Here is a 26,995-nt window from a genome sequence, read left to right as displayed (position 1 = left end):
GTATATATACTTTCCGCTGAGTTGAATTTGAGGATATAAATTATTAAATATCGGCGTTACTAAGATGAAAGTCAATAAAAGAATGTTTTTAAAATTCGTAAATTTATTGATTTTTAAAACTATATTGTTAATTAAATAAGCATTGAGCAAAGCCAAAGAAGGTAAAACTTGAATAAAATAGTTTGCATAAAAGCTTTTAGGAGAAGAAACACCAAGAATGGCTGCAAATATCCACACAAGTATATAAACTAGCTTTTTATTCTCGCCTAAATTATGTCTACCAATTGTTCTCATATAAAGAGGTGTCGCGAATAAACCCAATAATAGAAATAAGTTCCTCTTAATTTGAATTGTCAATCCCGATCCAAGCTTGCCAATGTCACTCTCTCCCCAGTGACACGCAATAAGTTAGCTGTGAAATTAGCAGATACATAATCGTTGAAGTGACCGTTAATCCAAAAATAAACTGCGATTAAGATAGTAGGAAGGATAAAACCAGAAAGCAGAAACACGTAGCTTCGCCAAAGGTGTTTGAATCGATACTTTTTAGTTTTTGGTGGCAAAAACCGCAAAGCAATCGCCGTTAAAATTACAATAGCAATGAACTCAAATATCACGACTTGCTTAATTGATAGTGCTATTCCCATTGCCAAACCAATAGTAAATAGCCGTAGGAAATTGCGGCGCACTGAACCCTCAGTATTTATTTGAAATAACTGGTAAAATGAGAATGTGGTAAAAACGGCAAAAAATATTTCTGTATTAGCGGCAAGTTCATCGTTCCCTGTTGAAAAAGTAGCGTAAAGCAAACCTGCTATTAATCCAAGTTGACGCTGACCGTTACCCAGTAATGTACCAAACTTATATAAGAGAAAGCAGGTCAGTGCAACAGCCAAACAAGCCATAATAGCTGTTGAAAAAACTGAATTGCCGAATAGAATTATACCCAGACAATAAATTAGGTATATCCCAATGGGTTTGTTGTCCCAAATTTCTGTATAAGGAAGTTTACCCGCCAGAAAATCTCTGGCTATCAAAAAGTACAAACCTTCATCACCGTTGTTGTTGATCCCAAACTCAAAGAAGGCTGGCAACCGTAAGAGAAAAACTAAAATCGTAAAGCCTATACAAACTAATAAATCTATCTGTTTGACTTGCTTTAATCTCATATTCATTCTGAAATTAATAAGATTTAGTCGAAAAAATAGCCGAGCTCGAATTACAAGGAACAATCAAAGCTAATACTTTTCCAAAAAAGTTAGATCAAAAATATCCCATGTAGGTTTAAAATCTCTGTAATTTTCTATACAAAAGATTGAGAAATACACTAATAAATTGTTTCTGAACGGTAAAATAGAGTTAGTTAATTTGTGCGGGTATGGCTATAAATAAAGGAGGCGATCGCATGACAGTATCCACATCAATTCCTCAGATGCCAGTACCACCAACTTTTGCCACAGTTGCAGAAGAACGTCGCGATCGCAAACAACGCTTAGCGGTTGCTTTCCGCCTCTTCTCTCACTACGGCTTTGATGAGGGTATCGCCGGACACATCACAGTCCGCGATCCTGAATACCGCAATTGCTTTTGGGTCAATCCCTTTGGAATGCACTTCGGACAGATTCGCGCGCGAGATTTGATTCTCGTCAACGACAAAGGTGAAGTTGTAGAAGGCAACAAACCAGTTAACGCAGCCGCCTTCGCCATCCATTCTCAAATTCACGCCGCCCGTCCCGATATCGTCGCCGCCGCCCACGCCCACTCTCTCTACGGTAAAAGCTGGTCTAGCCTCGGTCGCCTCCTCGATCCCCTCACTCAGGATGCTTGTGCTTTCTACCAAGACCACAGCTTATTTGACGACTATACCGGAGTCGTACTCGATCCAGCCGAAGGCAAACGCATTGCCCAAACTCTAGGACAAAACAAAGCCATTATTCTGAGAAATCACGGTTTACTGACTGTAGGAGAAACAGTAGACGAAGCAGCTTGGTGGTTCATTACAATGGATCGTTCCTGTCAAGCGCAACTCATGGCAGAAGCCGCTGGTATGCCTCGCGTCATCGATCCTCAACAAGCAAGTACTGCCCACAGCCAAGTAGGTTCTCACCATATCGGCTGGTTTAGCTTTCAACCGCTGTATGACAGAATTGTGCAGCAAGAACCCGACTCGCTTGATGACTAGCAACTCAGCCATCAGAATGCCCTAGATAGGGCATTTTGTAATTGTGCCACCATTTGAGCGCGGGATGAGACATTCAATTTGCGAAATATACGTTTGAGCGCTTGTTTGACAGAATTTTCAGTAATCCAAAGTTGCGTGCCAATTTCGGCATTTGTCAATCCTTGAGCCACTAAATCGGCTATTTGAATTTCACGCGGCGTAAGACGAAGAGAATTGTCAGCGCTGGATTTAGATCGATCTATCTCTAAATGGCAGCTAACAGAAGGCGATCGCATTGTTGCCATGCGAGTAGATAAATGCAAACAAATTGCACCCAGATCGGTTAAATCTTGAGTGGTAAAGGCAAGATTGCCCCGTTCGCGAGTCAATCCAATTCCACCCACTAGCTGGCTGTTGCAGACAATTGGTCCTGTCATGACATGCCAATGATCGGCGCGGGGACAAATTGCTCTCCAGGCTTTAGGTGACACGACTAATGCTTCATGTACGGGTGCGTGGTGTTCGACCAAGTAGCGTAAAACTGGATTGTATTCTACCGATGTAGCGAATTTGAGAATACCTTGCCACTTGGGATCGACAGAGGAAAGTTCATCAAAGAAAAATAGCCTACAGCGGCGGGCTGCAAAGTACTCGCTGACTGTTACCATGACACGCTGGTGTACTTCTGGAAGATTTTGCGCCTGAGCGATCGCCGTTAATAAAGATTGTAAAGAATCTCTCATCATTGTGAGTGCAAACTGTACCCGATCGAGGACTAGATGCAATTGGGAGAGCAATATTATCTTAGCTTCAGTGACAGTCAATCTCTTCTCGATTCCCCTCAAGGAAAACTTTAGCATGGCACTCAGTTCTAATTTCAATTTTGCGCCGACAGCATCTCGACGCTGGAATCAAATCGGTTTTTATACAGTTGCAGTACTTTTTAACCTTTGCCTGACTATCCAAGTGTTAACCGTTGGACTCGCCTATTTCTACAGTCCTCAGTGGTGGAATGTCCATGTGTGGCTGGTGCGTGGTTATAGTGGATTGTCTTTAGTTTTATTGGTGTGGGTGTACTTAGTTCCATACTCGCGTCGAGTGCGGAGTTTGACAACAAGTATGCCAATATTGCTAGGGCTACAATTTCTCACAATTCATTTGAAGTCACCCTTCCCTCTAGGCGTACTTCATCCCTTGTTTGGATTCACGCTATTTTCTATATCTACAACTTTGGTTCATCGTATCTGGCAGATTATATCTGGCAAATCAGATGTGGAAGAGACTGCTGTGACACATGACTAATGACTACCTTCACGAGTGTTCGTAACTTAAATAGACATGTTCTAGAACATATGAGAGTCACAAATCCAGTAAAGACTATTTACAGTCTTCTGAAAATGGTTGTTAGTACAAACTTAGGTGTGAATGTCATGGGCGAGAAACTTGAAGATATTTTTAATTATCTCCAAATTTCAGATTTAATTGCTACATCAGGACAACCAACTGAGTCACAAATAGCAGCAATTAAAGAAGCGGGTTATCAAGTGCTAATTAATCTTGCTCCACTCGAAAAATTTGAAACTACATTACCGAACGAAGCAGCACTTGTGGAGTCTCTGGGTATGGAGTACGTTCACATTCCCGTCATTTGGAATAAACCAACTTTAGAAGAATTCGATCGCTTTGCTCAAGTCATGCAAGCTAATAGCGATCGCCCTGTTTTTGTCCACTGTGCAGGTAATTTTCGCGTTTCTGCATTTATGTATCTCTATCGTCAAATTTATCAAAATATAGATGAAGAACCAGCACAAATAGACTTGTATAAACTTTGGGTTCCTGATGATGTTTGGCAGCAGTTTATGAAGGAGGTAATGGATAATAGGTAATAGGGAGTTGCACGCGGCTTACAAATCAATCAACTTTGAATGAATGATTCATATAATCTCATGAAAGACTTATCAATTCCAGATAGTGCATTAGCGAAAAAAGCAACTCAATTGGTGGCTGAAGTATCACCCAAGTTTTTGTATAATCACTGCATTCGCACCTATTTATTTGCAGAGGCGATCGCGCAACGAGATGGACTTAAATACGATCGCGAGTTACTTTATTTAGGCGCAGTAATGCACGATCTTGGCTTAACCGAACGATTTGATAGCAACCAAAGATTTGAGGTAGATGGTGCTGATGCAGCCAGAACATTTCTGGTAGAACATGGGTTATCAACAGAAAAAGCAGAAATGATTTGGGATGCGATCGCCTTACATACTTCAATTGGTATTGCTTCCCGCAAACAGCCAGAAATTGCTTTAGTTCATTTAGGTGCTGGAGCAGATGTATTTGGGTTGCGTTTGCCAGAAATTTCCTCTGAAATAGTAGAGCAGGTAATAGATGCATATCCCCGCTTAAATGTAAATAAATCGCTTACAGATTTGCTCGTCTCGCAAGTGAAACGCAAACCAGAAGTAGTAGCTTTCACCTGGTTAGCCGACTTAGGCAAATGTCATATTCACGGCTTCAATTGTCCTAGTTTTGATGACATGATTTCTCATAGTCCCTTTTCAGAATAGCAATTTGTCATTTGTCATTTGTATTTCTACCACGCACCACGCACCACGCACCACTCTTTACTGATTTACTCCTTCTAATTCATTTTCTGTCATTTCATACAACTGGCGTAATTTTTCCAACTTTTCAGAATCGACATTCCAAAAACCGCGTCCGTGTGCTTCGATCGCTCTACCAACAATATTACGAAAAGCTTCGGGATTTGCCTTGCGTAACTTTTCTGCCATCTCTGCATCTAGAACGTAAGTATCGGCGGCTTGGTCGTAAACCCAATCATCGGTAAAATCGGCAGTCCCACCCCAACCAATTAAAGCTGTCATGCGTTGAGAAATTTCAAACGCACCTCCCGAACCTTGATTCGCCATTGCCTCCGCCCATTTAGGATTGAGTAATTTGGTGCGGTATTCCATTCTCAGTAAATCGTCCAAATTGCGCGGAGTGGTATCTTGAGAAAAACTTTCGACAAAACTAGCAGTCACTTTTTTCCCCCGCTGCTTTTCCGCTGCCTTTTTCAAACCACCCGTATTAGCATAATATTCCTGAATATCCGTCAGACCGTATTCTACAGAATCGATTTCTTGAACGATGCGATCGCACTTTTGCAACAATTGCGTCAAGACTTCCGGTCTAGCCCGTCCCTTATCTTGTCTACCATAACTAAATACATTGCGATCGCGCCAAGTATTACCTAACTCATCCCCCGATTCCCAATTTCCATCCGTGACTCGTTCGTTTACCATCGAACCAAAATCACCTGCGGGATTGGAAAATAGCCGCGCCGACGGATTTTCTACGCCCTGCGCTTGTAAGGCTAAATAGTGCTTGCGGATGAAATTTTCTGTCTCCGATTCCTCTGCCATAGCCGCCCGTTGGAATAGATCGTCGAGTAATTCGATAATGTTGACAAAGCTATCGCGAAATATGCCGGAAAGATTGCCTAACACGTCAATCCGAGGATGTCCCACTTGGGCAAGCGGCTTCAATCCATAACGAACGATTCGCCCCGTACCTTCCTTGATGGGTTCCGCGCCGACTAATTCCAGTAAAATTCCTAAAGACTCGCCCCGCGTTTTAATTGCATCCAGTCCCCATAACATCACCGCCACGGTTTCGGGATATGCCCCATGTTCTTGTAGATGTTGGCTGATAATATTTTGCGCGATCGCCTTTCCTCTTTCATATGCCGCAGGTGAAGGCATTCTGTAGGGATCTAAAGCGTGAATGTTGCGTCCTGTAGGTAACACACCCATACCATCCCGCAACAGATCGCCTCCAGGTGCAGGAGGGATGTACTCACCATTGAGTCCGCGTAGTAAATTGGTTAATTCCTCATCCGTTTGCATCAATAAATCGCGGATTTGTAACGCTTCTTCTAATTGTGCGATCGCATTGACGGGCGGGTTTTGAGGAAAGCCGTCTCGTTTTGGCTGTGAATCTTGGGCTAAACCCGCCCCTACAATTTTCCCATTTGCGATCGCGTCTACCGCATCTGCTGATAATTCTTCGCCAAAATATGCTTGCAGATAACTTGCTAATTGTTCGGCGTTCGGCGGTTCTCCTAAAACGTGCAATCCGCTGGAAAATAGGCGGTTCTCTAATACTTGTAAATACTCGTATACCTGTAATAAATAGCGATCGAAGACGACTTTACTAAATAACCGGGCGTTCTCAGGAGTAAAAGCAATCCCTAAATGCTTTGCTTCTGCCAAGGGACAATCTGTATTAATTCCCGTATCTACAATTTTCTTACAAATTGCTTCTTTCAAAGCATAGTTCTTCTCTGGATCTTCGCGATATTCAGCAATTAAATCGCGCAATGCTACTAACTCTTTGTATAAGCCTGCCCGACCGTAAGGAGGAACGTTATGAGAAATAATCGTACCGTATCCTCGCCGCTTTGCCAAAATTGACTCAGAGGGATTATTCGCAGCATAGATATACAAATTGGGCAGATTTCCTAACAAAATATCCGACCAAGAATAGCCTGTATTTCCCAAAGGAGAACCAGGCAACCATTCCACCGTCCCGTGCATTCCAAAATGAATCACTGCATCTGCTTGAAATTCTTGTTGCAACCATTTGTAGTAAGCTGCATATTGAGGATGGGGAGTTAAATCGCGATCGAACATCAACCGCATCGGATCGCCAGGAATACCTAAAGGCGGTTGTACGCCAATCCAAACATTACCTAACTGTACTCCACCCACAAGTAACTCATCACCGTAAGTTTTAATACCGCTACCGGACAGAGATTTCCAATGTTTCTCAATTCGAGATGTTTGCAAGTAACCAAGCCATTTTTCTAACCTCTGCGTGGGAACGGTATTTTGTAGGGGCGCATCGGTTGGAACGATAGATTGTAGGGGCGCACGGCTGTGCGCCCCTACAGGAATATTTTCATCTGCCTGTTTTACCCACCGGATCAATTCTTCCCCGTCTTCCGGTAAGTCTCCAACGGTATAGCCTCGATCTTTTAAAGCTTGGAGAAATTTCAGCAGCGATCGCGGTACGTTTAATAAGGCTGCCGTCCCTGTAGCTCCGTAACCAGGGGGAAAACCATAGAGAATAATGGCTATTTTCCTTTCAGCCGCAGGTTTCTGACGCAAAACAATCCATTTGTGCAACCTTGCTACCAAACGCTGGACTCGTTCGGGGATCAGATAGATCTTTTCTCCCACCAAGCCACCTAAAGGCACGGTATCGATCGCGCCGTCGAGTTCTGGTAGTGCATATAATACGACACTTTGCAAGCCCCCGATTCCTTGGCGCGTCCAAGAATGGATGTCTTGAATTAAGAGTGGTGCAGCAACGATATAGGGTACATTCTTGGCGCTGAGAATGCGTGTAGCAACTTCTACCTGTCGTCCAGCTTCCATCGAACCCGCCGGACCACCTACCAAAGGAAAGCCAATAGTAGAAACGATTGCATCGACTGTAACAGCTTCACTCGATAAAGAAGGAGTTTCGACATTTCCTAGCTGTCTTTGTGCGGTTTCATAAGTTGTCGTCATCCAATCTCTGACTGCAACGTGTCCTTCTACACCGTTAATAAAAATTGGTAAAGGGATTAATCCTGCCCGTTCAAAATAGCGAATTAATTGGGGAATATAAGGTTGTTTGGTGATGACGTGTTTGCGGTAAAGTAAAATTCCGACGATTGGTTGTGTAGAGACGTTACATGTAACCTCTCTACATTTTTGATACCAATTTATATATTCGCGGGGTGAGGTGAAAAATCCTGAATAATCGGGGTGTAATAACCCCATATTGGGTGTTTCGATCGGGGGAGGAATATCACCTATTCTTAACCCTAAATATTTTTCGGCTAGCGTCCAAAATAGTGCCGCAACATTATCCGCACCACCCGCATTCCAATAGCCGTAGATAATTAACCAGTTGCGTAAATCTTGCACTTTTTGAACTGGGACGTATTTCAATAGTTTTGGTCCCACTTTCAAAAAGCTGATATATCCTGCAAGTCTGTCTTCTTCTCGTCCTTGACTAAATTTATCCAGAATAAATTTAACTGGCTTGGGCATTCCCTTGGGTTTGTCACCGATCGCAAATGCACCGAGTTTGGTTAAACTCATTAATTCCAAGGCTGACTCAAATACCAAGCGAATCGGGATCGCGGTGAGGCGATCGCGCAACCACAAAACTTGATCGTAGTCAAATAGCAAGCTACCGAAGAAAACATCAGCGTTATCGAGTGCAGCCTCTATTTCTGTAGGTTTGGTAGAAATATCGCGATCGCTAAATACGCAAATTTCTAATTCTGGGCAGCGGGAACGTGCCAAATCTGCCGCTTGGCGGTACAAGTCAGCGTTGAAAGATTCAAACCCAGCGATCAGTACTATGCGCTTCATGCCCAGATGTCAAGAAATTTCTCCTTCGATCTTAAGGAGAAATTTCTTGCCTGGGTAGAGATGCGATCTTCGATCGTGATTTTCAACCGGATGAGATACAAGACCTGTAGTAGGGGCGCACAGCTGTGCGCCCCTACCAACGTATGCCATCTTATCCCAATCTCGCCACTACCCAATTCGATCCAACCAGCCGCCAACATCTACAGATAATTTCTGCCCCAACCTCAATAGATAGCGTAATTGGGTCAAATCCCACATCGGACGATCGCCATTTCGACTTTCTGCGTCACCGTCAAGAGTTTGGCGACACTGCGGGATAATTTGACTGTGCAGACAGCGGCAGTAAACTTCTTGGACGCGTGCCAATGATAAACCGAGATTGAGCTGATAACCAAGATCGATCGCGCGCTCGATTTTTTGAATGTCTTCTACAGCAACATTACCGTGTAATAGTTGCCAGAGCGATCGCAGCATCAGCTGTTCTAGACTCTGTTTAACTTCTGGTAACTTCAACTGACAGCGTAACAAGTTAGCTTCTGTAGCGACTGCTTCTAATTCTGCCCAGTGTTCCCAAGTGTCACGATCCCCAATTTCTTCACATAGCGATCGCACCAAATCTAAACAGCGACTACCCAAAGCAATCTCAGCCGCAACTTGCAATTCTTGGGGTACGGGTAAGTAATCGCGGTGGTAAGCCATGAGTACCCCATAGTTATCGCGGTAAACTTGGGTGTAGAGCAAATCTAACCGTGTCAAGCTTTCCTGACTTAACATCTGGACGATCCGGTGACGTTCTTCCGCAATTAAATCTTGCAAATTGAACGAGCGATCGCCAAATATTTGAATCATCTTCTGAATTGCATGGGCGGCGCTAGCTTGTTGCAAAGACTCAAACACTTGCTCTTTCATCTGGTTGTACGATCGCCGCCCTGTAAATGGCTGAATGCAGCAATGAAAATCCCAGCCACCGAGATGCAACACGGCAAACACCAACTCTTCCTTCTCCCAGGTAATTTCTGACGTGAGTTCCAATTGCCCTACGGCTAGAGTCAGCGTACCGACGCGCTGCCATTGGTAGTCTAGCTGATTGACTGTATAGCAATAGATATGCGGAGTAGGCAGCGGGCAGTGGGTTGTAGAAAAGCGATCCAGTTGGCTGTTGACCGTTGACCGTTGACCGTTAGAGCCGATTTCCTGTTTCCTAAATAAGGACGTAATGGCATATTGAGCGGCAATTTGCTGAAAGTTAACTTGAGCAGTTAACACCAGTTGACGGTAAACTTCCGCCCCATGACCGAAAAACTCGACATTACTAGGAGCAAGGCTGAGATGGTTGATAAATTCTTTTTCCAGTTGCACGCCTGCCACATCTTCGGCAAGTTCCAAAGCTCTAGCAGCATAACGCAAAATTTGCGTGCCTTCGGGACGGGAAATTTCTTCAAAGAACCAACCGCAACTCGTATACATTAACAAGGCATGGCGCTGCATCTCCAATAACCGCAGAGCATCGACTCGTTCTGAGTCCGTCAGCGAATGGGATTGATGATGAGAAAGGAAACGCTCGACATTAGCCACCGAGCGATCGCGAATGACTTGAATATATTCATCCCGTGCTAACCAGGGATCGCAGAATAAACTTTTAGCAGCAGTTTCGTAAACATCAATTAAGCGATCGCGCAGCCAATCAAGGGCGTTGCGTAGGGGTCGCCGCCATTTTTGATGCCACTCACCACCACCACCGCAACCACAATCATCTTGCCAGCGGTCTACACCATGCGAACAACTCCAAGCAGTGACGGGCTTGAGTTCTACTTCCCAAGTTGGCGGATCGAGGCTGAGATAATGGGCGTAGTTCGTTACCGTCCAACCTCGGCGGGGAAATTCTTCTGTAAAGGCATAGGCGAAGGTTTTTTCCGTACCACCTTTGTGATGTCCGAAAGTTTCACCATCTGTAGCAACAGAAATTAACTGTGCGGGACGGCGATCCCCGCGAATTGCCAGTCCCATCCGTCCGATAAACTGATGGGAATTGCTGAGTGCATCGCTGAAACCCATGTCCCGCGAAATTGGACCATCGTAGAAGAAGATATCTATGTATGGGGTTTCTTGTAGAGACGTTACATGTAACGTCTCTACATTTGACGATTTCAAATAGCAACGATAGGGACGAGTGGGATCGATCTGGCTACCCCCAACTTCGTGCCACTGAGTTACTGGCTGTTCGTCTGTGGGGATCGTTCGACAGCGTTGGGCTTGGGAGGGAGCGAGGATGATGAAGCGAATTCCCTCTGCTACCAAAGCCTCTAAGGTGGGATAGTCTACCGCAGTTTCCGCCAACCACATCCCTTCGGGAGCGCGTCCAAACCGGGAGCGAAAATCTTCTATACCCCAACGGATTTGAGTGTATTTGTCTCGTTCGTTAGCTAGAGGTAGAATGATGTGATTGTAAACTTGAGCGATCGCATTCCCGTGACCGTTAAGACGAGCGCAACTATTGCGGTCTGCTTCAATTATCCGCTGATACACCTCTAAATCGTACCGCTCTAACCAAGACAGCAGCGTAGAACCGAAATTGAAGCTGAAATACTCGTAGTTGTTAACGATCCCCAAAACTTCACCGCGATCGTTCAATACCCTGGCAAAAGCATTTGGACGATAGCATTCATGGTGGATGCGTTCGTTCCAGTCGTGAGCGGGTGCAGCACTAGGCTGACGCTCGATCGCATCTAAGTAAGGATTCTCGCGAGGTGGCTGATAGAAATGACCGTGAACGGTCACGTATACACCTGTAGCCGTTTGCAGGGGATTGAGACTTACTTGATGCTTGGCATCGCGATCGAGCGAAAAATTTGATTCAGCAGCTGGAAGATCGGCAGCAGAGGTCATGAAAGTTATATCCAAATTACAAATTAATTTTTACAAGCTCTACAATCTGCTACCCTACATTGCTCAAAGGAGTAGCTATGTGAAATAACGTACTTAAGACTCTAGATTAAAACTCAAATGAAGCAGAGATCGAGATAGCTGGGCGGTAAATCGTAACTGATGGCATCTGTTGAAGTCAGTCGCACCCTAGCTTGACCTTGCTCCTCAGCAAGAGATCGCACTCGATCTTATTAAACTGCAAGTTTAGGTTTATTTAAGATTGGCTTAATATTTTTGCAACTAGCTTTGGGGATCGGTTCACGAATCTATAGGTTTAGTTACAAATCAGTTATCAGTTGTCGTAGGGGCGGGTTTAGCAAAAAATTCACGCCTATAACCAGCAATCTACTTACAAAACCCGCCCGTGCAGAATTTATGACGAATTACCCATTCCCAACAACCAACAACCTCCACCTACAATCGGTTGTACCTCTAATTCAGTGTGCTAATGTCAGGAAAAAATATTCTGTTTTCAGTCCTACTGCTATTTGTCCCAGTGTCGATCGCCGCTCACATACTAGAGTGGGGAGAGTTGACAGTATTTATTACGGCAGGGTTGGCTATTCTACCGCTGGCGGCTTGGATGGGAAGTGCAACTGAAGAACTTGCAGTAGTTGTGGGTCCAACTTTAGGCGGGTTGTTGAATGCGACTTTTGGTAATGCCACTGAGTTAATTATCGCGATCGTGGCGCTCAATGCTGGATTGGTTGATGTGGTGAAAGCCAGTATCACAGGATCGATTATCGGTAACTTGCTGCTGGTGATGGGTTTATCGATGCTGCTGGGAGGGTTGCGTTACAAAGAACAGGAGTTTCAGCCTGTGGTAGCGCGGGTGAATGCTTCTTTGATGAATTTAGCCGCGATCGCCATTTTGATCCCCACGGCTGTAGACTTTACCTCTAGCGGGATTAGCGAAGCTACAATTCAACATCTTTCCATTGCGATCGCGATCGTCTTGATGGCAGTGTACATAATGACATTGGTGTTTTCGATGAAAACTCATGTCTATCTCTACGATGCCGGAGTAGCAGCAGCCGAACCAAGTGAAGATGATGCAGAAGAGGCAAAATCTAAGTTGTGGGTATGGGTGGGAGTATTATTAGGGGCGACGATTCTCGTGGCAGTGGAATCAGAATTGCTAGTTGATGCTTTAGAAGTTGCGACATCCCAGCTAGGTTTAACAGCTTTGTTTACAGGGGTGGTTCTAGTCCCAATTATCGGTAATGCCGCAGAACACGCTACAGCCGTTACCGTAGCGATGAAAAACAAAATGGATCTTTCGGTATCTGTTGCTTTGGGATCGAGCTTGCAGATTGCGTTATTTGTCGCTCCCGTACTAGTGATAACTGGCTGGGTGTTGGGACAGCCAATGGATCTCAACTTCAATCCGTTTGAACTGGTAGCAGTAGCAGTATCGGTATTAATTGCAAATTCTATTAGTTCCGATGGTCGCTCGAACTGGTTAGAGGGTACATTGCTGTTAGCTGCATATGCAGTGTTGGGGTTGGCGTTTTATTTCCACCCCGTAATTGACGGTATCGGATAATCCCTCATGTCAATCAAGAATATTATCTCGCTTGGATTGTTGGTTTTCATTCCCATCTCGATCGCAGCTCGTTATTTAGAGTGGGGATCGCTAACAATATTTATCACGTCAGGGATCGCAATCGTCCCTTTAGCAATTTGGCTGAGTACGGCGACGGAGGAAGTAGCGATTGTTACGGGTTCCTCAATTGGTGCGTTGTTAAATGCCGTATTCGGCAATGCCACAGAGCTAATTATTGCCCTAGTTGCCCTTAAAGAAGGATTGGTTGATATTGTCAAAGCCAGTATTACGGGTAGTATTATCAGCAATCTACTCCTAGCTATGGGTTTGGCGATGTTGTTGGGAGGTTTGCGTTACAAAGAACAGGATTTTCAACCTGTGGTAGCGCGGGTGAATGGTTCTTCCATGACACTAGCCGCGATCGCAATTATTCTACCGACACTGGTGATTGAAACTTCTAGCGGCATAGAACCAGTAGCGATTAAAAATCTCTCCATTGCAGCCGCAGTCGTGTTAATTCTTGTTTACGGAATGACGCTGCTATTTTCGTTAAAAACCCACAGCTATCTATACGACGTGGGATTGGTAGATTTGGAAAATGAAGCTCAACCCAAGTCTGAATCGTCTACCCATAAACCTAATCTCTGGCTGTGGGTTGGCGTTCTAGCCGCCGCCACGCTTGCTGTTGCTTACGAGTCAGAGTTGTTTGTCGGTCAGGTGGAGGAAGCTACCGCTGGATTGGGGTTAACTCCTTTATTTACAGGTGTGGTGCTGTTACCTCTAGTTGGTGGTGCGGCAGAATACGTGACAGCAGTGCGAGTTGCGGTCAAAAATAATATGGACTTGTCCGTCTCGATCGCAATGGGTTCGAGCCTTTTGGTAGCATTGTTTATGGCTCCTGTGTTGGTAATTGTCGGACAGGTAATCGGACAGCCAATGGATTTAGATTTCAATCCTTTTGAAGCCGTAGCTGTAGCGATCGCTGTGTTAGTCGCAAATCTGATTAGTTTAGATGGACGTTCTAACTGGTTAGAAGGAACTTTGCTATTAGCAACCTATGCAGTCTTGGGCTTAGCTTTCTATTTTCATCCAGTGTAATTTAGAGCTAACAAAAACTCAAGGGTCGAGTGGAATACGCACCCCTCGACCCTATCATTAAGTATTGTCAATTAGCTCTAAAACAAGAAAAGAAATTAACATGGCTGCTGGCTATGTCACGTTGCAGTTCTCTGCTTAATAAAGCCAATAATATTGTATTATATTATACGAGTGATGTAGCAATCTAGTTACATAGCTCTGGAAGTTAGATCGCACAATTTAGTGTCAGAACTATGTTGAAGGTATGAGACAGAAAAAGTCAATTGTATTAATAGTTATCTCTTAGGTTGCCAACAGTCTCTATTGTAAGAGGAGAACTTTAAACAATGGTTAGTCAAAAAACGATTGAAATTGTTAAAGCAACTGCACCAATTATTAAAGAAAAAGGTGAAGAAATTACCAGGCGGATGTATCAAATTGCATTTGAAGAACGACCTGACTATAAACGCAGCTTTGAAACGACTTGGATGCAGCATCTAGACGGTGGCGGACAAGCACGCAAGTTAGCTGCGGCTGTTTACGCCTATGCAACTCATATTGACCGCCTAGATGAGTTAGCTACGGCAGTAGATAAAATTGCCCATCGTCATGTAGAAACTCGCATACTACCAGAGCAATATCCACTGATTGGTGAAAAGCTGTTGCAGGCGATGAAAGATGTTTTGCAAGATGCCGCAACTGATGAGGTTATTGCAGCATGGGCTGAAGCCTATAATGCTTTAGCCAACATCTTTATTCAAAAAGAAAATGCGATCTACAAACAAGAAGATCGAGAACTAACTGAGCAATTGGCGAAAGCTAGTCATCCCTAGTGCATTGGACTGACCGAAGGAAGCCAAAGTAACGGCTATTTTAGTCGAGAAGCTGAAACAGGGTGAGTGCCTAATAGACCGTGCGATCGCCTATCCTTAAAATCAAAGTAATCAGAATATGCGATCGCTTTACCCAATATTTCGATTCAGTTTAATGTTCTCAAAGATTTGTAATTTACTATTGCGAAAACCGCTACGAATTAAGTAGTATAAAAATATAAATATGTCACGCTGGTGGCAGTTAAGTATTTAGTTTGAGTAACTTTTGTGGAGTTTATTCTAATTACTCGCTCCAACAAGGACGCATAGCGATCTCACTCAGTTTTGACTCAAAACTAGTCTTGCGTCGATAAGTTCGACGATATTCAGCTGCACGGAGATGCTGCCATGAGATCCGGTGCGAGAAGTTGGCTTCGGTTATACCAATACTGCTCACCTGCTGTGGAATAGGAAAGAGCAACCTAACCAAGGAGCGAACTATGATTGACGCGAACGAGGTTCTCAAGGCAATGTGTGAAAAGTATCAGGCAGCTGTGAGCGCCAACGATTCGACAGCCTATCGGAAGCTATTCGCTACAGATGCGATTCGGATTCCACCAGGATCGGAGCCTGAGCGCGGTTCGGATGAGATTTCAAAGAGCGAACAGAAGGACTATGACGTTGCAAAATGGACTGTTCAGCTGACACCCCTTGATGCTCTACGGATCGACGATCGATGGGTATATGGAATTGCGCAGGGCAATGTGAACACTGTCGCCTACGCTGATGGGGCGACAAATTCATACAAAACCACGAAGACTTGGCTTTTCCATCAAGAGGACTCGGGAGAATGGCTAATTAAGAGGCAAATGTGGAACCTCAAGTAACGATTGATTGACTTCCTGAGATATCAGTAGGAGTCTTACGAAAGATTATCTATGAAATGCGATCGCACCCTTAACTCAATTTCTCAAACAGGATGCGATCGCCTCTTCTACTTAACCCCCCACCGCCCCAGAATAAATCAATCCTCGCTGCATATCTAAAGTCAAAATTGCCCCATCCCGAATCACTTCGGTAGCGCGTTTGACTCCTACAATGACAGGAATCCCCAAACGCAAACCCAAGACCGCAGCATGACTGGTAAGACTCGCATCTTCAGTGATAATCCCTGCGGCTTTGCGAATTGCATCGACAAAATCGGCAGAAGTGCGGGGCGCAACCAATATTTCCCCAGGATTAAACTTACTCACATCTATTCCGGCGTGAGCTACCCTAGCGCGACCGCTGACGGAACCCTGACCGATGCCAATCCCTTGACCGAGTAAAGCCGTCACCACTTCCACCTTAATCAAATCTGTCGATCCCGATACTCCCTGAAGCGTCCCAGCTGTCATCACGACCAAATCTCCTTCTGTTAAGAGATTTTTCTCTAGCGCTACATTAAGAGCCGACTGAAACGTTTGTCCCGTTGAAGCTAAATCCAGTACCAGTAGCGGTCTAACTCCCCACACCATTTGTAGCTGTCGGGCTATATCGACATGGGGAGTGACGGCAAGAATTGGAGTCTGAGGTCGAAACTTAGACACATTTCGCGCCGTCGAACCTGTCTTCGTCATCGTCATAATTGCAGATGCTTCTAATTGTTCGGCAATCTGTCCTACTGCTTGACTGATCGCATTGGGGATCGATCGCCGCGCATCTTTGATATGAGCTGGAGGTGAGGCTAGAGCCTGTTCCTGTTCGATCCGCACGGCAATTTTTGCCATTGTCGCCACGGCTTCCACCGGATATTTCCCCACAGCCGTCTCATTCGACAGCATCACTGCATCCGTACCATCTAAAATTGCATTTGCCACATCCGATACTTCAGCGCGAGTCGGTCGGGGACTGTGAACCATGCTGTCTAACATTTGGGTTGCCGTGATAATTGGGATACCTAAGCGATTTGCCGTCACGATCAACCGCTTTTGCAAGATCGGCACGTCTTCCGCTGGTAGTTCTACCCCCAAATCCCCTCTAGCCACCATCACACCATCGCACAGAGGCAAAATTGCCTCCATCTGATCGATCGCCTCGTGTTTCTCAATCTTGGCAACTACAGGCACTTGCTTCCCTGCATTAGAAATAATTTCTTTAATTTCTAGAATATCTTGAGGATTGCGGACAAAAGAAAGGGCGACCCAATCTACACCTTGATCTAGACCAAAGAGTAAATCTTCGCGGTCTTTATCTGTCATTGCCTTGATGGATAGATAGACCCCAGGAAAATTTACCCCTTTATTATTAGAAAGAATGCCTCCGACAGTGACGCAACAATGCAATTCTCGATTGCTGCGATCGACATCTTCCACGAGCATTTCGACTCGTCCATCATCCAGTAAAATTGACGCTCCTACAGGGACTTCATCGGCTAGCAGGTCATAAGTCACGCAACTGCGCTCTTGAGTCCCGATAATGCGATCGCTAGTTAAAGTAAAGCGATCGCCCCGACCCACTTGAATCGAGCCAGTCTCAAACTTACCCAGGCGAATTTTCGGTCCCTGTAAGTCTTGTAAAATTCCAACCGGACGATCCAATTCAAAAGCGGTCTGCCGGATCAGGCGAATACTGCGTTGGTGGTCGGCGTGAGTGCCGTGGGAAAAATTCAGCCGCAAAGTGGTTGCTCCAGCCTCAATCAATGCTTTGAGGACTTCTGGGCTACTGGTAGCGGGACCAATGGTAGCGACAATTTTAGTGCGACGAACGGAGTCTAGTGACTGCATGAAGGCAACTTTCAAGGGGATAACAAACTACAGATCGTAATGCGATCGGTATATCACCCGATCGCCAGAGAATAAATTGCTAGTAGCAGTAGTCAAAATGACTCATGCTACACAAAACTTTAGTATTCTAGTGAACGTACCATAATAATTTGCAACATAATTTGCAACACCCGATAACAAAAGGAGTCAAGATGATCGCGTCGGAGGCAAAGAAGCCACTGACAGTTCCCAAGGAGTTTTTAGCACCTCCTGAGAAAATAAATCCCGATGTGTGGATGTTTCTGGCAGCCATGACCTTATTGGCATTATCCAACTGCGGTTACTGGCTGTGGGAGTGGCAACACTGGTGCTGCTTCACAATTAACGTTCTTGCCATTCATCTGTCTGGCACTGTGATTCATGATGCTTGCCACCAAGCTGCCCATCCTAATCGAATTATCAATGCAATTTTAGGGCATGGCAGCGCCATGATGTTAGCTTTTTCGTTTCCCGTATTTACGCGGGTACACCTACAGCACCACGCCCATGTCAACGACCCAGAAAACGATCCAGATCATTTTGTCTCTACTGGTGGTCCTCTGTGGTTAATTAATGCTCGCTTCTTTTATCATGAAGTATTTTTCTTTCAGCGGCGATTGTGGCGAAAATACGAACTATTAGAGTGGTTTATTAGCCGTGCAATTGTCGCAGCAATTTTTTACATTTCTATTCAATATCACTTTTTGGGCTATATCCTCAATTTTTGGTTTATCCCAACTGCGATTGTGGGTCTAACTTTAGGATTATTTTTTGATTATCTACCCCATCGTCCATTTAGCGATCGCGGGCGTTGGACAAATGCCAGAGTTTATCCCAATCCGGTACTGAATCTATTGATCGGCGGACAGAATTATCACCTCACCCATCACCTATGGCCTTCAATTCCCTGGTATAAATATCAACCCGCATACCATGCCACCAAGCATCTTTTGGATGCCAAAGGCAGTCCTCAAACTCTAGGTATCTGGCAAGGAAAAGACTTTTGGAGCTTTTTATATGATGTCTTTCTAGGGATTCGGTTGCATCGGAAAGAGGAAACGAGTGTAGAGACGTTACATGTAACGTCTCTACACAATGACCAATAACCAACTACTAACTCCCACAATTCAATCTCTCATACGCATTGCTAATAACTCGCTGACCCCGCAGAAACCCTGTATTTGCCCCAGGGCAGATATATTGCAAGGTTTCTGGGGTAAAGCGATCGCAAATGAGTTTGACGCTGCGTAATTGGCGTAACCAGTGGAAAGTTTTTGCCGTTCTCAGCGGTGCTGGTTCGCCTTGGAGATTGGGGAGAATGTGACGACCAGAAAACAAAATACCCCCATGCTGCGGGTAGTAAAGGCAAGCAGAACCAGGCGAATGTCCGGGAGTCCAGATAATTTGAATCCCATTTTCCAGGTTGAATTCTCGCTCAAACGTCGTAACTTTTAATCCTGGCAACAAATAGGCTTCTTGTTCCTGAATGATAATCTCGCAGTTGTACGTTGCTTGCAGGTGTCGCGTTTGACCGATCGCACCTCTGTGCGTCGTAAATAACCAGCGGACTCCACCCAAAGAATTGAGATATTCCCGATTCACTTCATCCCAACCTGGAGAGTCTATCAGAATATTGCCTTGATTTTCTACAATAAGATAAGCAGTTCCTCCTAGCGTCTCTCTATTGGGTGGAAACGCAAATACATTATGCCAAATTGCCTGTGGTAGTTTGGGAGAACGGGTAGGTTGGTTTTGCAAAGTTCGGGAATGATTAGTGAGGGGCAAAAGTTAAATTGGGAGTCTAACGGTGAACTTATGGTGGCGATAAAAGTTATGGCACTGGCACGGCAAATAGGAGGTGAAAGATAAGTTTTTTTAACTGACTTGTCTACATCGCCCAGACGCGATACCCACTCAGTACAACTGCAACAGACATGGAATTTTGGTTTCTCCTCCTCCTCGGACTATTTACTTATATCATCGTGCGGCGCAGTGTCGCTGGCATGACGCGGACACCCGTTTGGCTTTTATGGCTGGTACTAATGACACCAGCCTTAATTTGGAGCATATGGATGGCAGTCTACGGTCCAGACCAACCGCTGCCTATTGCTCTGGCGATCGGTCCGTTTGTCGTTTGCCCAGTTTTGTACTGGCTGCTGATTCAGTGGGGACGGAGAGGGATGTCACCCGCGCCACCAACTGCTAACCCAGCAGCAGTCAATTCTAACCCAGAACCAACACCAGAACCGACACCAGTTCGCCCGATCGAGCCAGCAGAAGAAGCTCAACTGAGGGATTGCTTTCCTTGGTCAGCTTTCTACATTCACAACATTGAATATCGACCCCAAGCCGTGATCTGTCGCGGACAACTTCGGACTTCTCCGACAGATGCTTACGAGAAAATTCGCCGAAATATTGAAAATCAATTTGGCGATCGCTTTTTAGTCCTGTTGCAAGAAGGACTCAACAGCAAACCTTTCTTTGCCCTAGTTCCCAATCCCCAAGCGCGAAAAGATAGACCAGCGGAGCGATCGCAGCTCTCTAGACCGTTTTTAGCCGTAGGCTTAGTTATAGCCACCTTATTTACAACTGCCGTCGTTGGCGTGCAATTAGCTAGTAGCAATAACACCACACCATCAGCAACCATTACCCAATTACATGAAGGATTGCCCTATGCCGTAGCTTTACTGGCGATTCTAGGCATTCACGAAATGGGTCACTATTTAACAGCTAGATTTCATAAAATTCTCGTTACACTACCTTATTTCATTCCTATTCCTTTCTTTCCTGGTACGTTTGGGGCATTTATTCAAATGCGCAGCCCCGTACCCAACCGTAAAGCCTTGTTTGATGTTAGTATTGCTGGTCCCGTAGCTGGATTTGTGGCAACACTACCGCTGCTGATCTGGGGTTTAGCCAACTCTCAAGTCGTGCCGATCCCAGAAAAAGCAGGAACTCTAGACCCCGATGCCCTCAACCCAGGATATTCGATTTTACTAGCAGTCCTGAGTAAATTAGCATTAGGCGCTCAACTAACCGCAGATAAAGCGATCGATTTACACCCAGTAGCGATCGCGGGATTTCTAGGACTTGTCGTCACGGCACTCAACCTCATGCCTGTAGGACAACTCGATGGCGGTCACATCGTCCATGCTATGTTTGGACAGCGTACCGGAGCTGCGATCGGTCAAATTGCTCGGTTTTTAGTTTTAGGATTGGCTTTAGTCCAACCTGGATTTTGGTTGTGGGCGATAATTCTCTTTTTCATGCCCATCGCTGACGAACCAGCCCTCAACGATGTAACCGAACTAGACAACAAACGCGATATCATCGGTTTACTAGTCCTAGCATTACTCGTTTTAATTATCCTGCCAGCACCCAGATTTATTACAAATTTATTACAAATTTAGAGGGGTAAGGGATAGGACAAGGGGGGCAAGGGGAACAAGGGAGAAGTTAAAATTTACCTCTTGGCAACGACCAATGACCAACGACCAATGACAAATGACAACGTAATTCAAGTTATCGGTGGTGGACTTGCTGGGACAGAGGCAGCGTGGCAAATTGCCCAAGCAGGAATACCAGTTATTTTGCATGAAATGCGCCCGTTGCGATCGAGTCCCGCCCACCACACAGAACATTTAGCAGAATTAGTCTGTAGCAATTCTTTTGGGGCGCAAGCAAGCGATCGCGCATCGGGATTGTTGCATGAAGAACTCCGTCAACTGGGTTCTGTAGTGATTGGCAAAGCCGACAGTCACGCCGTCCCTGCTGGGGGTGCTTTAGCTGTAGATCGAGGACAATTCAGCCAAGATTTGACTGAAACATTGTCTCGTCACCCCCTCATCGAACTGCGGCGGGGCGAACTTCACGCCATTCCAGAGGGAATTGTCGTGTTGGCGACTGGTCCTTTAACGAGTCCCGATTTAGCCGCAGACTTGCACCGCTTTACGGGAATGGAATATCTCAGCTTTTTCGATGCCGCAAGCCCAATTATTGTCGGTGAATCGATTAACCGCGATATTGCTTTTCTTGCTTCTCGTTACGACAAGGGGGATGCAGCTTATCTCAACTGTCCGATGAATAAAGAGCAATACTTGCAGTTTTGGCAAGCGTTGTGTGAGGCAGAACAAGCAGAATTAAAGGATTTTGAGCGCGAAAATGCTAAATTCTTTGAAGCTTGTTTACCTATAGAAGAACTTGCCCAACGCGGGGAAGATACGATGCGCTACGGTCCCCTCAAACCTGTAGGCTTGTTTGATGCCCGCAAGGGAGACTTTCGCGCCCCAGAAAATCAGTCGGAACGTCCTTATGCGGTAGTACAACTGCGTCAAGAAGATAAAGCGGGGCAGTTGTGGAATATGGTTGGATTTCAGACAAATTTACGCTGGGGCGAACAAAAGCGGATATTTCAAATGATTCCAGGTTTGGAAAATGCTGAATTTGTGCGTTTGGGAGTGATGCACCGCAACACGTTTATTAATGCCCCCCAGTTGTTGCAACCGACGTTGCAGTTTAAGAGTCGTCCGACTCTCTTAAGTGCGGGACAATTAATCGGTACGGAAGGTTATACAGCAGCGGCGGCTGGCGGCTGGCTGGCGGGAACGAATGCGGCGAGAATTGCTTTGGGTAAAGATTCGTTAGTTTTACCACCCACAACGATGATGGGTGCGTTATTTGAATTTATCAGTTCTGCTGCCCCAAAACATTTTCAACCGATGCCACCTAATTTTGGCATTTTGCCTGAGTTAGGCGAGAAGATTAAGAATAAACAGCTTAGATATGGTAGGTATCGCGATCGCTCTTTGTTCGATCTTGCTAGTTGGAAAGCGGGGTTATCTTTGGGATTAGCTAGGGTAATTTAGCGATCGATCTGTAGGGGCGCACAGATGTGCGTCCCTACAAATTTATGTACGCCCCTACCTCAATATTCCAGGTTAAAAAGCGCGATCGCTTCCCAATTAACTTGCTATGCTATAATATCCGAGTGCAAGGGCATATAGCTCAGTGGATAGAGCATCAGATTCCGGTTCTGAGGGTCGGGGGTTCAAATCCCTCTATGCTCGTAAAAGATAAAAACCTTGATAAAACGCCAATCTACGAAAGAACAAGACTTTCAGGGAGTGGTGCTTCAGGAGTTTCTCCACCCCCTACCAAAAAAGTTTGGGTATTCTTGAGACTTTTTGGGCGCTCTTGAGTTGGCGATCTGTGATTCAAATGCCGTCTCCCCTTCTGGTAGCAGCCAGAATTGCTCCAGGGTTAGATTCTGTAATTGGTTTACGCTCATTTTCTTTAGCTTCCTGTGATGTTAACTGAATTAAACCACTGGCGATCGCATCTAGTAATTGCCCCGTCGCACCCTCGCCGTCATAGATATAACCGAGGGTATAAGCTAGATCTTTGAGCTTACTGGGGGTATCGGGAGCGGTTCTGACATTGACGACAGAACGGTTGAGTTTCTTTCTACCCATTGCTGTTCTCCAAGGGCTCTGGTCGTCCTATTCCCAATTGCTGGAGAGTTGTTTTAACATCCTGCCAATCGAGCCCGCAGTAGTAATACTGCTTAGAACGTAAATTAGCAAGGTAATATCCTCCCTTACCTGCCTCTATCCGAAATAACTCGATCGCAATTTTCGGTATGGTTAATCCAAATTGGCGCAGTCGGTCTTCTAGAGACAGAGATGCTGGCACGTTGCGGGGGTTGTAGAATATTCTGTCGCCTGTCTTGAAACACCAGGCAGACCCCTTTTTTTCAACGACTAGGTAGTGCAGTGGATGGATAATACTAGTAGACATATGTTATGTTTTTCTTGACTATCAGGAAATGCCCCTAGTTTTACTAGAGGCATGGTGCTAATTTTACTCGCCGTTGGAATCAGATTCAGAGTCCTCGTCTTCCAAGGCTTCTAGCACGTCTTTGGTATAAGCAACGTATTCGTTTCCTTGCTGGTCTATCTCGCTCCAGATATCCTCTGCAAGGTACTCGAACTCGATTTCAGGATTGTATTCCTTTTGTCCGTTGCCGTTACCGTCTTTATTTGGATTGGTTATTTTTGCATCACCTCCTTATTTTTAGGGGAGATAAAATATCTCCCCTAAATTATTATTGCCAATCTTCCTATAAGTGTCAAGCACTTTTATTGAAAACTTCGAGTAAATTCTGCTGCTTGATATATTCCAGGTTTTCCAGCGCGATCGCATTCTTAAATTTCTGCAATCTCAGGTCTACTCGCTGCTGGATAACTGCGGTGAGAGCATTTTGGCGCTGTTCCTCGTTTTGTGCTAACTGTAGGACTAAATCGGCAGTGCGTTTTTTAGAATCGCGAATTCTCTGTTCGTTGGCTTCAAATTCCTCTATGCTCGTTTTTTCATGTATGCAAAGGAATCTCAGCTACAATCGTACAACCTGAATTGGGAGCGGTGTTAATATTTAATTCACCTCCTAAGCCTTGGGCGCGATCGCGCATACTTTGCAACCCAAAACCAGTAGTATTTTGACTTAATTGAAATCCCTTACCATTGTCAGCAATTTTTAATTTTAAATAGTTTTTCGTAACTTGTAATTGAATTTTCACTTCAGTAGCTGAAGCATATCTACTAATATTTGTCAATGCTTCTTGAGCAATGCGGTAAATAGCTGTAGAAACTTCTGTTGTTATGGAATCGGCAAGTTGAATTTGACATGAAGGAACAACACCAGTAGAGCGCCCAAAATCCTCAGCCAAAGATGCGATCGCTTGCTCTAAAGAACGTCCCAGCAGCGGATCGCGCAGCGCCGAAACCGACTGGCGCACGTCTTGCAAAGCTTGAGAACCTAAATTTTTTGCTTGTTTTAGGAACGTGTAAGCTCTGGTAGAATCGCTCAGCCAAAGTTTCAGTGCCGTTTCTAACTGAAGATTGAGTGCCGTTAATGAGTGTCCGAGAGAATCGTGAATTTCTCGTGCAATGCGACTGCGTTCTTGCAAAGTTGCTTGGTCTTCAATTCTCAAAGCATATTTTCGCAGTTGTTCGTTCGCGATCGCCAGTTTTTCTCGACTTTGACGCTCAGCCAAAACTGCATTCATTAATAACAACACAAAAACTAAAACTAACCCAAATAAGAATGCTAGGAGGAGCGGAAAAAAACGCAACCGTTCTTGAGCCGATGGTGGTGCGGGAATGCGATGAAAACGGCGCTGTAGCGTCAATAGGAAAAGAGTAAAAGATAAACCCGTAATTAATAATCTTCCTGGTAGCGCAAAAATCAGACAACTTCGAGTGACTAGAAGTAAGTAAAGGAAAGGAAACAGACGGATTGCTCGACTACCAGTTAGAGAAGTGAATAAAATTAGTACAATTTCAAAAGCAGTATAAATAATTTTGTAAATTAACTTACCCGTGGGTAATCTCAAACCCATCAACCCAAAGCCAGTAATGCTTAACAGCGTTAGCAAAGGAAATCTGGGAAACCGCAGACTGGGATTAGGTAATAATTCAGTCCAAATTGCGATCGCCAATAATGCCCACTCTAGATAGAGCAGAAATGGAAACGGGTGATTTTGAGGTTGAATGGGACGAGTCACAAGGTTTAAAAGTCAAAGGTCAAAAGTCAAAAGTCAAAATTGGGACAAGGGGGACAACAGAGAAGTCGGAATTCGGAATTCGGAATTCGGAATTAGTATAGATTTCCTGATAACTGATAACCATTACTAAAGTCATAGGGCGATCGTGACTTTTTCTACATGAGGTTGAGCGAACTCGTTTATAAGATAGTGGCACAGAATTGCTATGACGGGTGTATTACCGAGCGTGAAGCTAGAATGAAAACTGATTTGCCTCATTCAGAGACGTTCCCATCGCGCGTGAAAAACTTCAAGAAAGTAGGAATTACTAAGTGGGTGCTGGGGGTATTCTTGCTTGGCTTTGTAGCCGCAGGTAGCTATATTGTTTATCGTCAAATTGTCATTGTTCCCCGTCAAGCCGCCCAGCGACAAGCACTCTCCGTTCCAGTAGAACGATTAAATTTATCTGTAACTGTTGCAGCTAACGGCACAATTAAACCAGAGCGATCGATTAATGTCAGCCCTAAAAGTTCTGGACGACTGAAAAGCTTGTTGGTGAAAGAAGGAGATTGGGTAAAGCAAGGGCAAATTATCGCCTACATGGATGATTCAAACCTACAGGGACAATTAATCGAAGCTAAGGGAAGATTAGCAGAAGCTCAAGCAAATTTACAAAAATTGGTGGCGGGGAATCGCGTTGAAGATATTGCCCAAGCACAAGCAGAATTGCAAAATACTCAAGCTACCTTAGAAGAAGCAGCATCGAACCTGCGCCAAAACGAGCAGTTATTCGCCTCTGGAGCAATTTCTAGTCGAGATTTAATTACATCCCGTGCTGCATATAATAGTGCCAAAGCCGCTGTGGATAGAGCGCAGCAAGCTTTAACTCTACAGCAAAACGGTTCGCGCCCTGAAGATATCGCCCAAGCCCGCGCTCAAGTTAAACAAGCACAAGGGGCATTGCAGAATATTCAAACTCAATTGAATGATACGGCGATCGCGGCTCCTTTTAGTGGGGTAGTGGCGCAAAAATATGCCGATCCTGGTGCTTTTGTCACTCCCACCACCGCAGGTAGTTCTGTTTCTGGTGCAACTTCCAACTCGATCTTGGCACTAGCAGCCAATAATCAAGTTGTCGCCAACGTATCAGAAAGTAATATTGCTCAAATTCGGATCGGACAAGAAATTAGGTTTCGAGCTGATGCTTATCCAGGTAAAACTTTCAAAGGGCGAGTAAATCAAATTGCCGTTCAATCTACCGTAGAGCAGAACGTAACGAGTTTTCAAGTTAAAGCTGCAATTCTCACCGATCCTCAGTTGTTGCGATCGGGTATGAACGTTGATGTTGATTTTAAAGCAGGCGAACTGAAAAATGCGATCGCCGTCCCCACAGTTGCGATCGCTCGTCAACCCAACGGTACGGGTGTATTTGTCGCTAGCGAGAATAACAATCCCATCTTTACCCCCATCCAAACCGGAGTGACTGTAAATGACAAAACCCAAGTATTATCAGGACTCACGGGAACCGAAAAAGTCTTCATCACCTTTCCACCAGGAACTCGCCCCCAAACTAGAACGCCAGGAATCCCAGGTATGGGAGGTTCGCGACGGTGAACAGTTATCAGTTATTGTAGGGGCGGGTTTAGCAAGCAGATGGACAACCTCAACATCACATCTTCGGTTGTTTCCTTAGTTTTGACTTTTGACTTTTGACTT

24 protein-coding genes and 1 tRNA gene are annotated in these 26,995 nt (G+C 44.9%); 13 read left to right on the top strand and 12 right to left on the bottom strand.

Annotated features, from left to right (window positions below; translation table 11 throughout):
* Together C7Y66_RS01780 and C7Y66_RS01775 are read right to left on the bottom strand one after the other, a co-directional pair.
* A partial coding sequence (locus C7Y66_RS01780; RefSeq protein ID WP_146149726.1) for a hypothetical protein occupies positions 1 to 294 on the bottom strand: 294 nt, incomplete at its 3' end.
* Positions 295 to 353: 59 nt separating this feature from the next.
* Entirely contained in the window at positions 354 to 1,169 is an 816-nt protein-coding gene (locus C7Y66_RS01775; RefSeq protein ID WP_158265851.1) for a glycosyltransferase family 39 protein, read from the bottom strand.
* Positions 1,170 to 1,378: 209 nt separating this feature from the next.
* Here C7Y66_RS01775 and C7Y66_RS01770 point away from each other — a divergent pair, with 209 nt between their 5' ends.
* A complete protein-coding gene (locus tag C7Y66_RS01770) occupies positions 1,379 to 2,182 on the top strand; it encodes a class II aldolase/adducin family protein (protein WP_233222484.1) in 804 nt (267 codons plus the stop codon).
* 11 nt (positions 2,183 to 2,193) lie between these two features.
* Here C7Y66_RS01770 and C7Y66_RS01765 read toward each other — a convergent pair whose 3' ends face one another.
* Positions 2,194 to 2,904 carry a LuxR C-terminal-related transcriptional regulator gene (locus C7Y66_RS01765; protein WP_041462499.1) on the bottom strand — a complete coding sequence of 237 codons (711 nt, stop codon included), beginning with the start codon at positions 2,902 to 2,904 and terminating at the stop codon, positions 2,194 to 2,196.
* A gap of 115 nt (positions 2,905 to 3,019) precedes the next feature.
* Here C7Y66_RS01765 and C7Y66_RS01760 point away from each other — a divergent pair, with 115 nt between their 5' ends.
* From C7Y66_RS01760 to C7Y66_RS01750, 3 genes are all read left to right on the top strand, one after another.
* On the top strand, positions 3,020 to 3,463 hold the full coding sequence (locus tag C7Y66_RS01760) for a DUF6220 domain-containing protein (protein ID WP_106544250.1): 444 nt from the start codon (positions 3,020 to 3,022) through the stop codon (positions 3,461 to 3,463).
* Between the two features lie 95 nt (positions 3,464 to 3,558).
* Positions 3,559 to 4,047, top strand: coding sequence for a protein tyrosine phosphatase family protein (locus C7Y66_RS01755; RefSeq protein WP_233222483.1), 489 nt, complete (start codon positions 3,559 to 3,561; stop codon positions 4,045 to 4,047).
* A 60-nt stretch (positions 4,048 to 4,107) separates the two neighbouring features.
* The gene (locus C7Y66_RS01750) at positions 4,108 to 4,731 is read left to right on the top strand and encodes an HD domain-containing protein (RefSeq protein ID WP_106544249.1); all 624 of its coding nucleotides are present in this window, start codon (positions 4,108 to 4,110) and stop codon (positions 4,729 to 4,731) included.
* Between the two features lie 57 nt (positions 4,732 to 4,788).
* Here C7Y66_RS01750 and bchH read toward each other — a convergent pair whose 3' ends face one another.
* From bchH to C7Y66_RS01740, 3 genes are read right to left on the bottom strand one after another with little or no spacing between them, the layout of a single operon-like run.
* The gene (bchH, locus tag C7Y66_RS01745; protein ID WP_106544248.1) at positions 4,789 to 8,595 is read right to left on the bottom strand and encodes a magnesium chelatase subunit H; all 3,807 of its coding nucleotides are present in this window, start codon (positions 8,593 to 8,595) and stop codon (positions 4,789 to 4,791) included.
* Between the two features lie 9 nt (positions 8,596 to 8,604).
* Positions 8,605 to 8,745 carry a hypothetical protein gene (locus C7Y66_RS30840; RefSeq protein WP_158265850.1) on the bottom strand — a complete coding sequence of 47 codons (141 nt, stop codon included), beginning with the start codon at positions 8,743 to 8,745 and terminating at the stop codon, positions 8,605 to 8,607.
* An 18-nt stretch (positions 8,746 to 8,763) separates the two neighbouring features.
* Entirely contained in the window at positions 8,764 to 11,481 is a 2,718-nt protein-coding gene (locus C7Y66_RS01740; RefSeq protein ID WP_106544247.1) for a DUF3536 domain-containing protein, read from the bottom strand.
* A gap of 487 nt (positions 11,482 to 11,968) precedes the next feature.
* Here C7Y66_RS01740 and cax (C7Y66_RS01735) point away from each other — a divergent pair, with 487 nt between their 5' ends.
* The 4 genes from cax (C7Y66_RS01735) to C7Y66_RS01720 all read left to right on the top strand — a co-directional run bounded on the left by cax (C7Y66_RS01735) (position 11,969) and on the right by C7Y66_RS01720 (position 15,842).
* Positions 11,969 to 13,066, top strand: a complete 1,098-nt coding sequence (gene cax / locus C7Y66_RS01735; RefSeq protein WP_015155212.1) for a calcium/proton exchanger — start codon at positions 11,969 to 11,971, stop codon at positions 13,064 to 13,066.
* 6 nt (positions 13,067 to 13,072) lie between these two features.
* Positions 13,073 to 14,164, top strand: coding sequence for a calcium/proton exchanger (gene cax, locus C7Y66_RS01730; RefSeq protein WP_015155213.1), 1,092 nt, complete (start codon positions 13,073 to 13,075; stop codon positions 14,162 to 14,164).
* A 326-nt stretch (positions 14,165 to 14,490) separates the two neighbouring features.
* The gene (locus tag C7Y66_RS01725) at positions 14,491 to 14,976 is read left to right on the top strand and encodes a globin domain-containing protein (protein ID WP_015155214.1); all 486 of its coding nucleotides are present in this window, start codon (positions 14,491 to 14,493) and stop codon (positions 14,974 to 14,976) included.
* A gap of 479 nt (positions 14,977 to 15,455) precedes the next feature.
* Complete coding sequence (locus tag C7Y66_RS01720) at positions 15,456 to 15,842, top strand: DUF4440 domain-containing protein (protein WP_106544246.1); 387 nt, start codon at positions 15,456 to 15,458, stop codon at positions 15,840 to 15,842.
* Positions 15,843 to 15,953: 111 nt separating this feature from the next.
* Here C7Y66_RS01720 and pyk read toward each other — a convergent pair whose 3' ends face one another.
* On the bottom strand, positions 15,954 to 17,720 hold the full coding sequence (gene pyk, locus C7Y66_RS01715) for a pyruvate kinase (RefSeq protein ID WP_106544245.1): 1,767 nt from the start codon (positions 17,718 to 17,720) through the stop codon (positions 15,954 to 15,956).
* A gap of 191 nt (positions 17,721 to 17,911) precedes the next feature.
* Here pyk and crtR point away from each other — a divergent pair, with 191 nt between their 5' ends.
* On the top strand, positions 17,912 to 18,844 hold the full coding sequence (crtR, locus tag C7Y66_RS01710) for a beta-carotene hydroxylase (protein WP_015155217.1): 933 nt from the start codon (positions 17,912 to 17,914) through the stop codon (positions 18,842 to 18,844).
* Between the two features lie 7 nt (positions 18,845 to 18,851).
* Here crtR and C7Y66_RS01705 read toward each other — a convergent pair whose 3' ends face one another.
* Positions 18,852 to 19,496 (bottom strand): MBL fold metallo-hydrolase, encoded by a 645-nt coding sequence (locus C7Y66_RS01705; RefSeq protein ID WP_106544244.1) that lies wholly within the window; start codon positions 19,494 to 19,496, stop codon positions 18,852 to 18,854.
* 176 nt (positions 19,497 to 19,672) lie between these two features.
* Here C7Y66_RS01705 and C7Y66_RS01700 point away from each other — a divergent pair, with 176 nt between their 5' ends.
* The 3 genes from C7Y66_RS01700 to C7Y66_RS01690 all read left to right on the top strand — a co-directional run bounded on the left by C7Y66_RS01700 (position 19,673) and on the right by C7Y66_RS01690 (position 22,804).
* Positions 19,673 to 21,148 carry a site-2 protease family protein gene (locus C7Y66_RS01700; protein WP_106544243.1) on the top strand — a complete coding sequence of 492 codons (1,476 nt, stop codon included), beginning with the start codon at positions 19,673 to 19,675 and terminating at the stop codon, positions 21,146 to 21,148.
* An 87-nt stretch (positions 21,149 to 21,235) separates the two neighbouring features.
* Complete coding sequence (trmFO, locus tag C7Y66_RS01695) at positions 21,236 to 22,603, top strand: FADH(2)-oxidizing methylenetetrahydrofolate--tRNA-(uracil(54)-C(5))-methyltransferase TrmFO (RefSeq protein WP_106544242.1); 1,368 nt, start codon at positions 21,236 to 21,238, stop codon at positions 22,601 to 22,603.
* 128 nt (positions 22,604 to 22,731) lie between these two features.
* Positions 22,732 to 22,804 (top strand) — tRNA-Arg (locus tag C7Y66_RS01690).
* 147 nt (positions 22,805 to 22,951) lie between these two features.
* Here the strand turns inward: C7Y66_RS01690 and C7Y66_RS01685 are convergent.
* The 4 genes from C7Y66_RS01685 to C7Y66_RS32785 form a co-directional block, all read right to left on the bottom strand.
* Positions 22,952 to 23,209, bottom strand: coding sequence for a hypothetical protein (locus C7Y66_RS01685; protein WP_015155221.1), 258 nt, complete (start codon positions 23,207 to 23,209; stop codon positions 22,952 to 22,954).
* Positions 23,202 to 23,534 carry a hypothetical protein gene (locus C7Y66_RS01680; protein ID WP_015155222.1) on the bottom strand — a complete coding sequence of 111 codons (333 nt, stop codon included), beginning with the start codon at positions 23,532 to 23,534 and terminating at the stop codon, positions 23,202 to 23,204. The genes C7Y66_RS01685 and C7Y66_RS01680 overlap by 8 nt, the downstream gene beginning before the upstream one ends.
* Positions 23,535 to 24,106: 572 nt before the next feature.
* A complete protein-coding gene (locus C7Y66_RS01670; protein WP_106544241.1) occupies positions 24,107 to 25,300 on the bottom strand; it encodes a sensor histidine kinase in 1,194 nt (397 codons plus the stop codon).
* A gap of 132 nt (positions 25,301 to 25,432) precedes the next feature.
* Positions 25,433 to 25,558 (bottom strand): hypothetical protein, encoded by a 126-nt coding sequence (locus tag C7Y66_RS32785; protein ID WP_255409918.1) that lies wholly within the window; start codon positions 25,556 to 25,558, stop codon positions 25,433 to 25,435.
* Between C7Y66_RS32785 and C7Y66_RS01665 the strand changes: the two genes are divergently transcribed.
* Positions 25,538 to 26,893, top strand: a complete 1,356-nt coding sequence (locus C7Y66_RS01665; protein WP_370143868.1) for an efflux RND transporter periplasmic adaptor subunit — start codon at positions 25,538 to 25,540, stop codon at positions 26,891 to 26,893. The two genes, C7Y66_RS32785 and C7Y66_RS01665, sit on opposite strands and share 21 nt — an antisense overlap.
* Positions 26,894 to 26,995 lie beyond the last annotated feature (102 nt).

It is taken from the genome of Chroococcidiopsis sp. CCALA 051 (assembly GCF_003015105.1).
In the GTDB taxonomy this organism is placed as follows: Bacteria; Cyanobacteriota; Cyanobacteriia; order Cyanobacteriales; family Chroococcidiopsidaceae; genus Chroococcidiopsis; species Chroococcidiopsis thermalis.
The sequence above is the reverse complement of the archived record's forward strand: the minus strand, read 5'-3'. Positions and strand labels throughout refer to the sequence as shown.